Source organism: Longimonas haloalkaliphila (assembly GCF_055379825.1).
This window is the reverse complement of record NZ_AP043948.1, coordinates 1,164,740-1,176,944: the sequence shown is the minus strand read 5'-3', so window position 1 is coordinate 1,176,944 and position 12,205 is coordinate 1,164,740. Positions and strand designations below refer to the sequence as shown.

Annotated in this window: 12 protein-coding genes; all 12 read right to left on the bottom strand. The window is 59.6% G+C overall.

The genetic code is table 11. The features are described from left to right. Positions 1 to 58: 58 nt before the first annotated feature. Positions 59 to 853 (bottom strand): hypothetical protein, encoded by a 795-nt coding sequence (locus tag ACZ48V_RS04635; protein ID WP_464542049.1) that lies wholly within the window; start codon positions 851 to 853, stop codon positions 59 to 61. 56 nt (positions 854 to 909) lie between these two features. Further along, complete coding sequence (locus ACZ48V_RS04630) at positions 910 to 1,305, bottom strand: DUF423 domain-containing protein (protein ID WP_464542047.1); 396 nt, start codon at positions 1,303 to 1,305, stop codon at positions 910 to 912. 44 nt (positions 1,306 to 1,349) lie between these two features. Then, complete coding sequence (rsfS, locus tag ACZ48V_RS04625; RefSeq protein WP_464542045.1) at positions 1,350 to 1,916, bottom strand: ribosome silencing factor; 567 nt, start codon at positions 1,914 to 1,916, stop codon at positions 1,350 to 1,352. A 45-nt stretch (positions 1,917 to 1,961) separates the two neighbouring features. After that, positions 1,962 to 2,429, bottom strand: coding sequence for a LytR C-terminal domain-containing protein (locus ACZ48V_RS04620; protein WP_464542043.1), 468 nt, complete (start codon positions 2,427 to 2,429; stop codon positions 1,962 to 1,964). 117 nt (positions 2,430 to 2,546) lie between these two features. Further along, on the bottom strand, positions 2,547 to 3,053 hold the full coding sequence (locus ACZ48V_RS04615; RefSeq protein WP_464543098.1) for a hypothetical protein: 507 nt from the start codon (positions 3,051 to 3,053) through the stop codon (positions 2,547 to 2,549). A gap of 357 nt (positions 3,054 to 3,410) precedes the next feature. Further along, entirely contained in the window at positions 3,411 to 4,787 is a 1,377-nt protein-coding gene (locus ACZ48V_RS04610) for an NAD-dependent succinate-semialdehyde dehydrogenase (RefSeq protein ID WP_464542041.1), read from the bottom strand. Positions 4,788 to 4,884: 97 nt separating this feature from the next. Further along, the gene (locus ACZ48V_RS04605; RefSeq protein ID WP_464542039.1) at positions 4,885 to 5,784 is read right to left on the bottom strand and encodes a universal stress protein; all 900 of its coding nucleotides are present in this window, start codon (positions 5,782 to 5,784) and stop codon (positions 4,885 to 4,887) included. Positions 5,785 to 6,054: 270 nt separating this feature from the next. Next, positions 6,055 to 6,552, bottom strand: coding sequence for a hypothetical protein (locus tag ACZ48V_RS04600; protein WP_464542037.1), 498 nt, complete (start codon positions 6,550 to 6,552; stop codon positions 6,055 to 6,057). A 155-nt stretch (positions 6,553 to 6,707) separates the two neighbouring features. Next, positions 6,708 to 7,370, bottom strand: a complete 663-nt coding sequence (locus tag ACZ48V_RS04595) for a CBS domain-containing protein (RefSeq protein ID WP_464542035.1) — start codon at positions 7,368 to 7,370, stop codon at positions 6,708 to 6,710. A gap of 332 nt (positions 7,371 to 7,702) precedes the next feature. Continuing rightward, positions 7,703 to 9,064, bottom strand: coding sequence for a GTPase HflX (gene hflX / locus ACZ48V_RS04590; protein ID WP_464542034.1), 1,362 nt, complete (start codon positions 9,062 to 9,064; stop codon positions 7,703 to 7,705). A gap of 98 nt (positions 9,065 to 9,162) precedes the next feature. Next, complete coding sequence (locus ACZ48V_RS04585) at positions 9,163 to 9,675, bottom strand: hypothetical protein (protein WP_464542032.1); 513 nt, start codon at positions 9,673 to 9,675, stop codon at positions 9,163 to 9,165. A gap of 165 nt (positions 9,676 to 9,840) precedes the next feature. Then, on the bottom strand, positions 9,841 to 11,967 hold the full coding sequence (locus ACZ48V_RS04580; RefSeq protein ID WP_464542030.1) for a BatA domain-containing protein: 2,127 nt from the start codon (positions 11,965 to 11,967) through the stop codon (positions 9,841 to 9,843). Positions 11,968 to 12,205 lie beyond the last annotated feature (238 nt).

Here is a 12,205-nt window from a genome sequence, read left to right as displayed (position 1 = left end):
CGTTACAGCGTCGGATGGCATGAGACCAGACGGCATGGAGAAACTGCGCTGCGGCTCGCTATCTGTCGGGCTGGGCCTCTGAGGCGCGCCCGAACTGGCGCAGCGTATGCATCAGTGGTCGATCCTGTGCGTCAAAGAGCTGCAAGAGCTGCTCAGCCTGCTCGGGGGTGAGCGTCGGCATCTCTAATGGCAAGGGGGGATGAGGAGGCCTCTCTGGACTCGCATCGCTGTCATGCGGTGGGTCGAGGGGGTCGACGGCGCCGCGTTCCATGTCGCGAGCCGAGTCAGGGCGTTGATTATTAGCTTCGCCACGCTCGGATGAACCTGTACCGCCCGCAGCATCATCCACTTCATTGTCCGGAGATGTCTCGGAACGGCCGTCTTGGCCGTCTTGCTCTGCCCTCTCCCCGTTGTCGCTTTCGTCTGTATCGTCAGAAGACGGCATGTCCGCAGAGGGTGAATCGGGAGCTTCCCCGGATTCATCTTCGCGCTCCTCGTCGGTGAGTTCGTCGGAAGATCCGTCGGCATCGCGCTCTCCAGTGGAATCGCCTGCCTCATCGCCCTCCTCATCGCCGCGCTCATCTGGGACGCCATCGGGATCTGCTTCGCCGTCGGCATCGGGCGGACGTGCGTTGAGCTGCTCATTCAGCGCTTGCAGCTTGGGATGGTCGGGCGCGATGCGCAGTCCCTCAGTCACGATTTCGCGCGCTGCGTCGAGGTCTTCGGCAAGGTAGTGCTGTGCTGCGCGGTGGAAGTACGTTTCACCGGCCTCTGTTGCGCTCTGCCCTGAGACGTCTTGCGCATGCAGCGGAGCTGCCCACGCTACGCATCCCACAAGAAAAAGACGAAGCACACGACTGACCTGCTGTATACCCGTATAGCACATATGATGCACCTGCAGCATCCTTGTTAGGGCAGCGTGATGTGGCCGCCTATCGGTCCTGTAAATACGGCCCATGCAACGAGTAGCCACCCTATGATGAATGCAACGCCCCCTATGGGAGCTACAGCGCCCAGCACAGGCGTATCGGTAAGCACAAGCGTGTACAGGCTACCCGAAAAGAACGCGATGCCCACTAAGAAGCTGACCCCGGCCCAGAACACCGTGGATGGCGCCCCGATGGCAAGCAGGGCCCCTACGATGATAAGGCCGACGGCGTGATACATGTGGTACTGCACGCCGGTGTTAAAGGTATCGACACGCTCAGGGGTGACGCGCGCCTCCAGTCCGTGCGCTCCATAGGCACCAAGGGCTACAGCAAATCCGGCCAGTATGGCTCCGGCTACCAGGAAGAAGCGAATCATAGACAGGGCGGGCGTACAAGCAAGTTGCAAACGGTTGAAGGGCGCTACGCTTCGTTGGTCTCAGGGTTGGTCTCGGGGCTGGTATCCGCGTCGGTATCGAGGTTGCTCTCGGACTCGCTATCGGCGCGTTCGGCCTTTGGGGTGCGAGACGGTTTGAGCAAGGACTGAAGGAGCGCTACATCAGAAGCATCCCCCTCTTCAGGGACTTCGCTGCGATCGGCGTCGCCCCAGAGGCGTTCGATATTGTAGTGCTCACGTTTTTCCTTGTTGAAGACGTGGACGACAACGTCGACGTAGTCGAGCACGACCCATTCAAGGGCTTCCGTGCCTTCACGTTGCCAGGGACGCTCATCGCACGCTTCTTTAACACGCTGCATGACCCCATTGGCAATGGCACGAATCTGCACATCTGAACCGCCGGTCCCGATCACAAAGAAGTCCGCCATTGCCGCTACGGAACGCAGATCGAGAACAACGATGTCAGTCGCCTTTTTTTCGGCCATCGCATCGACAGCGTGTGCTGCGATGAGGTGCCCTGGGTTGCGGGGTGGGCGACGCGAGGGCGCATCGGCGGAAGACGTTGCAGGAGAAGACAGATCAGAAGCAGCCATGTAAAGAAGGCATTAGGTTCAGTGCGTGCGTTTGAGTGTTGATAGTTACTCGGTTTGCTGAAACGGACGAAGGGTCTCGTAATCGCTTCCGATCAGCACCGTAGCATCAAGGTAGAGATCTTCACGGACATCCTGGGTTACGTGCTCTGGATCCACCCCGAGCGCCTGCGCAACGCGGCGGGCAGACTCCATATCGTCAATGCGGTCAATGATCTGTGTGCGCTCGACATCGAACGAGCTATGGTTGCCAACCTCTACGACGTCGAACCCGTCGTCGCGCAGGTGCTGCATGACGGTTGCAGCCAGGCCGGCAATACCGACGCCGTTGCGCACCTCAACCTGGATCACGGATCCAACCAGATCGTCGGAGGACGCCGCTCGGTCCGGGTTAGCCGTCGGGGCACCTCCTGGCCGCGCGATAAGGCTATAGAGCAGTACCGCGCACACCATGGCCAGAACGACTAAACCGACGTTCAGAGCGATATTTCGGGTGCGTGGTTCCGCCTGGCTCATAAGCAAAACGTACAAGTCATGACAAGCCGCGTGCTGTATACAGGCGCATCATCCTTCAGAGCAGGTGCCTTTGGTAGAATGGGCCAGGATGGTAGATAGGCCGGGATGCGCGGTGCTTTAGTTGCGCCAGAACAGGTTATTGGTGCCTGTACCCGGCATGGTTGACATCCCCATGTGCGCGCCACGCATGCCATACCCTCCGTAGCCTCCGTACGGACTCATGTAGCTTCCGTGTGGACTTTGCTGCATCTGGAACCGAAACTCCATGTTCTCAGACGGGCGATAGGCCACCTCGGCGTTGCGCAAGAAGACCTGGGCATCGGTCTGGTTGCCAAACATGTCATTGCCTCCAAACGGCGAGTGGGCCAGACTTACATCGACACGGGCAGCCCATTGCTCGTTAAACTGCCACATCATGCTGTTGGTGTACATGCCGAGCGAGGCGGTATTCCCGCCAAAGCGCGACATTGACATTTCGTACGTGTGCGACATGCGGAAGTGGTCGTCGCTAAACAGCGTGTTCAGGAGGTTGGTACTGGCTCCCTCATCATACAGCGCGGTCGGAGCCGGTCCGTTCGCTGTATCACGCAGCTGCGCCTCGGCAGGCTGCATTACGCTGAGCATCAAAGCAAGACAGAGCAGAGAAAAGAATATGCGCATGGGCGTTCACCTCAAGAGTCCAAAATAGAAAGGATACCGGTAGCCAGATGTTAGGAGTCTACGTACACGTAAGGGCTACCCACATAGCGTGTGTTTGTTCGTTATTCGCAAACCGGTTCGTGATGCATGGCAGCGCCGTGTTCATAGTGCGTTGCCAGGTTCATCGCGGGGGGGGGGGCAGCATTCATACAGGTAGTGCTTTTAATGGCTCATTTTTAACGGCTACAGACAGCCCCGTAACCAGAGACGGATAGCGCAGCCAGAAAATGCCTTTAGACCCTGTCTTGATTTCTTGGTGTGGGCTACGAGCGGCTCCCTGAATCAGTGATCAGACACCCATACGGTTTTCACGTTCACGAACTCACGGATCCCCTGCACTCCAAGTTCGCGTCCGTATCCGCTATCTTTGATGCCGCCAAACGGAAGGCGCGGATCGCTCTTCACCATTTTGTTCACAAAGGCACAACCCGTATTTAGCTGCTGCGCGATCGCCTCGCCCCGTTCTACGTTACGCGTGAAGACCGCGCCACCGAGTCCAAACCGGGTATCGTTGGCCAGTGCCACAGCGTCTTCGGAATCAGCGGCAACGACAACCGAAGCCACCGGGCCAAATATTTCTTCGGTAAATGCAACACTGCCTGGAAGCACGTTGGTAAGCACCGTCGGAGGCACGTAGAAACCCTTACTGTCGGGGGTAGTGCCTGTGGCTGCACGCGTAGCGCCGTCATCAACAGCGCGCTCGACCTGGTCGAGAACCGTATCGCGAAGATCGGCACGCGCGAGCGGTCCGATGTCGGTGTCGGGATGCGAAGGGTCGCCCACGGTGAGGGCCTCTACTGCATCGACGATGCGTTCTGTAAAAGCATCAGCAATGGGAGCCTCTACGATGAAACGCTTTGCAGCAATGCAGCTTTGTCCGTTGTTCTGCATGCGAGCGCGTACCGCAACATCGGCAGCGGCGTCGAGGTCTGCATCCGCCAGGACGATGAACGGGTCGGAGCCCCCGAGTTCGAGCACGGTCGGTTTCAGGTGAGCCGCTGCCTGTTGTGCAACGGCCTTGCCTGCCTCTACGCTTCCGGTGAGCGTAACCGCCCGCACGCGGCGGTCGGCAATGCAATCGCTTACAGCGTTTGTACCGATTCGAAGCGTCTGCACCTCTCCATCGTCGAACCCGGCCTCGACACAGAGCTGCTCGATCGCCTCGGCACATCCCATCGCGTTGGGCGCATGCTTGAGCAGCATTGTGTTGCCTGCCATGAGCGCCGGTGCACCGAACCGGAAGCACTGCCAGAACGGGTAGTTCCAGGGCATAACGGCAAGTACCGGACCGAGCGGCTCGTACCGCACGTAGGAGCGGCGCGCCTCTGTGTCGACAGGCTCATCGGCCAGCATATCGGCTCCGTTGTTCGCGTAGTACCGACATACGACTGCGCACTTCTCGGCTTCTCCTTTGGCCTGCCCGATGGGCTTGCCGATCTCGCGCGTCATCAGCTCGGCCCACTCGTCTGAGCGCGCTTCGAGCGCGTCGGCGAGAGCATGCAGGCGGGTTGCCCGCTCCTCAAATGAGCGAGATCGCTGCAGCGCTGCGGCCTGTTCGGCTCTATCTAACCGCGCCTCGACTTCGCTGTCGGTGTGCGCCTTGTACGTACGCAACGTTGTGTTGGTAGCCGGATTCGTAGACGTGAACGTAAGACGCATAAGTGGGCCAGAACGTGTAGTAGGGCAGAACGTGTTCGTGCAACGATGAGCGCGCAATCTGTGGGCGGCGCCTGTTCATGACGCCGCCCAGTGCCTGCTACTCGTTGAGGGCAGCATCTTCTTGTTTCGCATCCGCCTGGCGCGCGCTCTCAGACACGCGCGGCACCATGAGAACCGGGCGGTTCGCTTTTTTGGCAAGCGTGCTGGCTGTGCTTCCCGTAATCCGGTCTTCGAGCTTGCCGCGACCCTGTTTCCCGACAATCAGTAGCGTGCTTTCGTGCTCATTTGCCGTTTCCGTGATCACGTCGGCGGGGTCGCCTCCGTCGGACCTCACGATCGACATTGCATGAGATCCGGCTCGTTCTACAAGGCGGTTGAGTTTTTTACGGGCCAGCTCAATCGTGACCAAGTTTTTATTTGTGTTGCGAGCCGTCATGAAAACAGCCTGCTCGGCCCCTTCTTGGGTCAGCGATACGGCCATGTCTTCAGCGCTCCGAGCCGACGGCGAGAAGTCGGTAGCCAGCAGAATGCGATCGAATCCATTGGTTCGAGCCTTTTTACGTTCGGCTGCCCCGTCTTTGTCGGACGGCTCTACCTGGTCGAGCAAGACCGGGGTTTCGGTGAGGCGCAGCACTTCCGCAGCCGTCGATCCAATCAGGAGCCGCTTCAGCATGTTGTGCCCCCGCGAGGCCAGCAGGATGAGATCAGCCTGTTCGTCGCGTGCGTAGTCCACAATGAACTCCGCCGGCGCCCCGGTACCCAGTTTCGTATGAACGGTAAATCCTTGTTCACGAAGAACTTCGGCTTTTTCCTCAAGCAGGTCTTTGTAGGTTTGCATCCGATCTTCGTCGGGGCCTTGCCCGTAACGGGCATCGAGCACATGCATCAGCGTGACAGTCGTGGTTCCAAGTTCTTGCAGCTTACCCAGATACTTGAGCTGCGAATCCGTAGCGGGCGAAAAGTCGACAGCTGAAACAACGTGCGAAAAGTGAGCCATGTTGGTCTGGTCGGTAAATCATTGAGGATACAATCACCATCTGCTGCATGACGTGCACGCGCTACGGTTCCGTGTACATTCGCGGTGCCATGTTCATACCGCAGCAGAGATACGGAGCAGCATACACGCCCCGCATCTCTAATATGCATGATACGCGTGCATCACACAATAGGAGCACCTGCATCTGCGTGTGGGGGCTTCTCTTACAGCCCCCTACAAACAACTTAGATTTGCTCTTCAGAGATGATTTCAGAAAGCGACGCTACGGCTCTACAGTCCCACTTCGCGCTCGGTCCACGCAATTAGGCTTAGCGCTTGCTGAGCAATGGCATGGAGTTCGTCTACAAAGACATCGGCGGGCGCCTCGGCGAGGGCGGCGGCCTGGTCGGCTACGAGACGTGCTTCCTCTACCAATGCTTCGGAGACCCGGGGATATAGGCTGAGCAGTGCTTGATGAACGTCGTGCACCCACTGCCCCATGCGGTACACGTTCATGCGTTCGTCAAAGTGGCGCACGACCGCCGCCATCTGGTGCTGGCTGGATGCGTCGGCTACGTCGCTTCGTAGCAGGTAGAGCGCTGTATTCGACAGCGAGGTGCGCATCGAACGGATGCGTGCTTCTGCCTCCGTCACGGTCTCCTGCGCACTGGGGTCTCGGCCTAACCGGCGTTCTTCTACCGCCTGGTGGACATCGGAGGCCGTCGACAGCGTAGCCAGAAGCGTCATCGATTCGAGGACGGCGTTGGCAGAGGGGAAGTCTGTAGCCACGATAATATGCGGTGTTATGAGATGGGTGCGAGAGCATGCCTCGGTGCAACAGACCGCAGCGTCGCGCCCACGTTTTAGGCAGAGCCAGCAGGTCCCGACACTTGCGTCGTTGCCTTGTCGCGGTAGGACGACACTACGAGCTTCACACCAGGGCGCTACACCTCCAGGTAGTGCATGAAGGCTTCAACCCGTTCGGCCAGTTCGTCGTCATCGTCTCCGAAGGACGCGACCACTTCGTAGCCGTGGTGCTCAAGCACATGGCGGATGCGCGTTGTATCTGTCACGTTTAGCTTCAACGTAACGCGGCGCTTCTGGGCATTGGTTTGCCCTGGCGTTTCGGATGCCACGGCGAGCACCTTGGCGTCGTTCTGCTCGATCAGGTGCACCAGTTTGGCCAGTGCATAGTCGCGCGGATCCACCTCAAGTGCGAGAATGGCCCCCGATGCCTGCGTGGAGAGCATCCGCGCAAACGTGTCGAAGATGTCGTGGCGCCGAATCAATCCTACGTACTGATCCTCCGCATCGGCAACCGGAACGGTGCTGAGCCCGTGGCGCACCATGGTGCGTGCAGCATCGAACACATGGTCGTTGGGATGTACGGCGATCGGCTGTCGCGCTACCAGGCTATCGATAGGCGTTGTGTGCGCACCAGCGGTCATCAGCGCTTCTTCTGACATGATCCCGATGAGGCGGTTTGAGCCGTCCACAACGGGAAGATGGCGCAGATGGTGCTCCATGAGCGCTCCAAGGGCTTCCCCCACCGTGTCTGTTACGTTGAGTGCAGGGGTGTCTCCATGTATGGCGTCGCGGACTTTCATGGCACTCGTCCGGGGGTACCGGCGGGTCAGTGGTAGGAATTATGATCACAATAATGTACTGCAAAGCCTATGCCGTTGTGCCCAGGGCCCTGTCATATTGCAGGCTCGACACACTTGATGTTGAGGCGGTGCAAGCAAAATGGCGCCTCAGGTATCAAGTGCAGACCTCCAATAACCAACTGGGGGTATAGGAGGCAGTGCAATGGACGCAGCCCTGAATGCACGATCGTTGTGCTTGTCCGAGCTGGGTGTGCCGTCGCGATGGCCTGCGCGTTTTGGGCAGCCAGTTTTGGGCAGCCAGTTTTGGGCAGCCAGTTTTGGGCATCCAGCGGCTATGCCGAAACCTCGACTGGCTGCGGGTCTTCGTGCCGCCCAAACTCAAGCGCATCAACTATTTCGACAAGCCGCTGATCTTGCTTGTCTGATGCGCGATACGTGATGTGTGCAACCGCCTGCGGCTTTTGCCTCCCGTTAGAGCTTTCATCCGTGTACACGTACTCCTCATTGAGAACTTCAGTAACGCGGTGCACACGTGCAATGAGTGCGGGCTCAGTCACCGGTATTATGACGGTGCGCTCCACATAATCCTTACGAATGAGTGCCAGCAGTTCCTCTTTGAGCTCCTCCACGCGAATCCCGCGCAGGGCTGACACAAATACAGCATCCGGGTAGTCTCGTCGCAACGCGCGCAGCAGGTGGGTATCGTCGAGCGCGTCGACTTTGTTAAAGACCAGCAGCTGTGGGATGTCGTGCGCCTCCAACTCCTCAAGCGTATCTTCGACGACCTGCATGTGGTCTTCAAAGCGAGGATGGGTCACGTCGACCACATGCATGAGCAGGTCGCTGGCGCGCACCTCGTCGAGCGTGCTCTTAAAGCTCTCGATGAGCCGGTGGGGCAGCTTTCGAATAAAACCGACCGTGTCTGAAAGCAGAACTTCCTCGACCCCATCCAGGGTGATGTTGCGCGTGGTGGCGTCGAGCGTTGCAAAGAGCTGATCTTCAGCGAGGACGTCCTCGTCGGCCATGGCGTTCATGAGCGTCGACTTTCCGGCATTGGTGTAGCCAACAAGCGACACCTGCGTATACGACCGCCGCGCCTTGCGCTGCGTCATGCGCTGCTGATCGATCTTGTCGAGCTTTTCGCGCAGCGTCGCAATACGTTTGTCGATGAGCCGCCGGTCTGTCTCGATCTGCGTCTCACCCGGCCCCTTGGTCCCAATTCCTCCTTTCTGGCGGGAAAGGTGAGTCCAGCGGCGCGTCAGCCGCGTGCGCAGATAGTGCAGCTGCGCCAGCTCCACCTGTGTTTTTGCAGCGGCCGTCTGGGCCCGTCCAGCAAATATGTCGAGAATCAGGGCTGAGCGGTCGAGCAGCTTCGCATCCATCTTGCGCTCGATGTTGCGAATCTGCACCGGCGCCAGGTCATCGTCGAAGATAACCAGATCGGTTCCTTGCTCAGCAACCAGCCGTTTGATCTCGTTCACTTTTCCCGACCCGATGAAGGTAGCCGGGTCAATGCGCGTACGCGACTGCGTGACGCGGTCGGTAACGTGCGCTCCGGCGGTACGGGCCAGCTGCTCCAGTTCATTGAGATTGTCACGCACGGCCCAGCGCGAAGTGTCGGGCGTAATGACGCCAACGATGATGGCCGTTTCAGTCGTATCTGGAGAGGTTGCAATCAAAGAGGCAGGGGGCATTATGCGGGAGTACAGCGGAGACAGGTGTGGTGCCTGTCGTGTGGAGGTTTTACGAACGGGGGAGGTGGGTGTTGCAGCGAACACGGCTGGCCCAGCGCTTATCTGGACGGATGACGACTGTAAGAGGCGCGCAGCGAGAAGGCAAAGCGGTCATCGAGTTTTCGCTTTACGACCTTCTCGAAGGCAGTGCACTGCCGAGCCGGAACGTCTATATCGAGTCGCTTCATGCCGCTTTGCGTACGGTAAAAAAAGATAAAGTGCGCACCGCCCGGCGCGGTAGGGGTTGTGCTGTAGTCAACGATGCGCCCCCATGGCACAGCGCGGCTTATGCGCACCACATCGTGCACGATGCCGTACTCTGTAATGAGCGTGGTACGTGCATGCCACAGTGCAATAAACCAGAAAAGTCCAATAGCCGGGTATCCAAGAGCAAGCACCGGGTGGATCTTCTCTCCTTGCCCCCACGCCATGGTCATGCCAATTGCAACGACCGTCAGGAAAAGAACCGGACTCAGGGGAAGTCCCCCAAGCAGGCCTGTGCGCCATGCAAGCAGCGGACGCCGAACGCGCAGGCGACTGATTACCGCTACGAGCATGAGTGTCGAAGCCACCACAGTGGCCACTGCAACTGCAATAAGGTGGACCGCTGCAAACACGGGTTGCTGCCGTTAAGAAAGGGACGTTTGCACAGCATATGCACAGCCTGGTTAAACGCCTGTTTTGGTTCTTTATCTGGGATCTAAACGGGTGCACTCAGCCCGAAACCCAAACAGGCTCTAAGACGTGCGAGACGCCGTTTCTGGCGTCCATAGGCGAGATACAGCTGTTTCTATTACCACAAAAATCAACGCCAGCATCATAAAGACGTTCCAGAGCGCCCCGCCCGCTTGCTGCTGATCGAGCGCCTCCGCAACGGCTTCAGGGCGTGCGTCTACCGACAGTGCCTGTACATTCGAGACGCCAAGCGATTCATAGTGCGCAATGGCTTCGTCGACAGATGCTGGGCGCAGGTCGGTCAGTGCCGCGTCGTGGTTCACGGCCAGGTACTGCAGTACCTGTTGCTCCGTGCGCAAAGCGTAGACTCCGGGCGTCGACAGACCCGGAATCGCCACGCTGGCTCCGCCCGGGCGCGGCGTAACATCGAGACGAGTGCGTTGGTCGCGGGGCCCTTCGAGCGTGACTTCGGCCTGTGGTGGAAGTCCGCGCAGCGTGTGGGAAGCGGGAACGCCGGTTGTTACGGAAGCGCCTTCTACGGAAGCCCCGGCTGTCACATAAAAGATCGACCGGTAGAGCAGCGGAACGAAGAGCCCGCGGGTTGGCAGTTCGCTCCAGTCGAGGGTAGGCGCTACCGCGGCAGTCAATGCGCGCCCGGCCCCCACAGGCCACTCGTAGAGAAACGGCGCTCCCGTAGAGAGCGCGATCAGCGCCTGCCCCTGTCCGCCACGCGGCGTCCAGTCGAGCGCAGCCCAGATGGCAGGCCGTTCGAGAGAGGGGCTTCGGGTCGGGTCGCTGGTATCGAACATGCCGGTAAACAACGGATGGTCAAACGCTGCTTGCTCCAGCGTAGCAACCGACGTCTCGCCTCCTGGCGTTCCGCTAATGCCCCGCACGGTGCCCCCGCCCCACGACGCAAAGAGGGCAGAGTAGCTCGCGGCATTGGGCGTAGGGTGTGGGAAGAGCAGGACGCCCCCTCCTGCCTCGACGTACTGCTGCAGACGTGCCCGCTCACCCGACGCGACGCGTTCCGGTCCGACAAGGAGCACCGCGTCGTATGGGCTCAGATCGGCCTGCGCGAGAGCGTCGCGGTCAATGACGCGGGTCTCGAAGGTGAGATCGCTTCCGGTAACGGCATCGGAAAGCGCCAGCTCTATAAACCGTGTGGACTGTCCTGGCCCGCGTACGAGAAGGATGCGGCGGGTCTCCGGAACGAAAAACGAGAGATAGCGGGCATCGTCGGGGGCAAAGGCGTCGCCTTCGAGCTCGGCGCGAGCGCGCACCCATCCACGCGAAGCGGGGGTAGCTGTGAATGTCGCCGTAACGGTTTCTCCGTCGGCAGGCGAAACCGTTGCCTGGGCGACCCGCTCATCCTCGAAATACAGCGAGGCGGCTTGTTCTCCGGTTGCTGCTCCGATGTGCTTGATGCGCGCCTCTACGTCGACAGGCTGCCCGGCCTCCACAATTGGACTGGCCACGCGCACGTCGGTGATACCGGTGTTGGCGCGAGGCTGCGTGTCGACCGGGAGCAGAGCCAGCGCCACATCGTCGGGCCAGGCCGTGCGAAGCGAGTCGCCCAGGCGTGTACGCTGGAAATCGGAGGCTACATACACTACCTTGCGGGGCTGTCCCGATTCGGAGACGCGCTGTGCAACATCGAGGGCACGCTGTGCCAGTGCCGGGGTGCCCCCACGCGGCGCAACGGCATCAAGGTCGGCCTGTGCGGCGTTGCGGGTGCGTACCAGCCCGGTTGCCCGGTCGGGCGCAGGCACAGTGGCCCAGATGCCGGCCTGGTCGCCCGTGTCCATGGTGCGCAGCACGCCCTGCGCTCGCTGCACGGCCTGGTCAAGATAGGGACCGCTCGGACCGTCTTGCTGCATCGAAGAGCTGTTGTCTACAACAACGCCCAGCGCCGAGCGGGCGTCGGGGCCAAAGAGAGTGCCATCGCCACTGCCCCAGTACGGACGCGCAAACGCAAGCACGAGGAACGCAATCGCAAGCATGCGCAGTGCCAGCAGCAGCCACCGTTTGACCTGGATCTTCTGTACGGCAGCCTTCTCGATGGTTTGCACAAAAGCGAGCGAGCTGAAGTCCACCCGTTGCGGCTTACGGAGATTGAAGAGGTGCAGCATAAGCGGAATGCTTACCGCAGCAAGTGCAAGCAGCACCAACGGGTTGAGAAACGTCACAGCGCGATACGCCAGATAGCAGGCAGAATACGAACCTGTGGTTGAACCGGGCCTTCGAACATGCAGTTCCTGCACGATACGCATCTGTACCTGTGTGATGCCTGCTCCCGTCCGCATCCCCCTGATGCTAAACTGATGCTACCGTTAAATTATTCGAGGCCGTTGCATCTGCACAAAACATGAAGCGTCGCTTTTCCGTATCGTGCGCTGTATCGTTTATGGTACAGACCTTGTGGCT

What these genes read in the sequence shown, in the direction of transcription:
- ACZ48V_RS04630 (WP_464542047.1), bottom strand. Translation starts at nt 1,305, where the DNA reads ATGATTCGCTTCTTCCTGGTAGCCGGAGCCATACTGGCCGGATTTGCT.
- ACZ48V_RS04615 (WP_464543098.1), bottom strand. Translation starts at nt 3,053, where the DNA reads ATGCTCAGCGTAATGCAGCCTGCCGAGGCGCAGCTGCGTGATACAGCG.
- ACZ48V_RS04610 (WP_464542041.1), bottom strand. Translation starts at nt 4,787, where the DNA reads ATGCGTCTTACGTTCACGTCTACGAATCCGGCTACCAACACAACGTTG.
- hflX (WP_464542034.1), bottom strand. Translation starts at nt 9,064, where the DNA reads ATGCCCCCTGCCTCTTTGATTGCAACCTCTCCAGATACGACTGAAACG.
- ACZ48V_RS04605 (WP_464542039.1), bottom strand. Translation starts at nt 5,784, where the DNA reads ATGGCTCACTTTTCGCACGTTGTTTCAGCTGTCGACTTTTCGCCCGCT.
- ACZ48V_RS04620 (WP_464542043.1), bottom strand. Translation starts at nt 2,429, where the DNA reads ATGAGCCAGGCGGAACCACGCACCCGAAATATCGCTCTGAACGTCGGT.
- rsfS (WP_464542045.1), bottom strand. Translation starts at nt 1,916, where the DNA reads ATGGCTGCTTCTGATCTGTCTTCTCCTGCAACGTCTTCCGCCGATGCG.
- ACZ48V_RS04595 (WP_464542035.1), bottom strand. Translation starts at nt 7,370, where the DNA reads ATGAAAGTCCGCGACGCCATACATGGAGACACCCCTGCACTCAACGTA.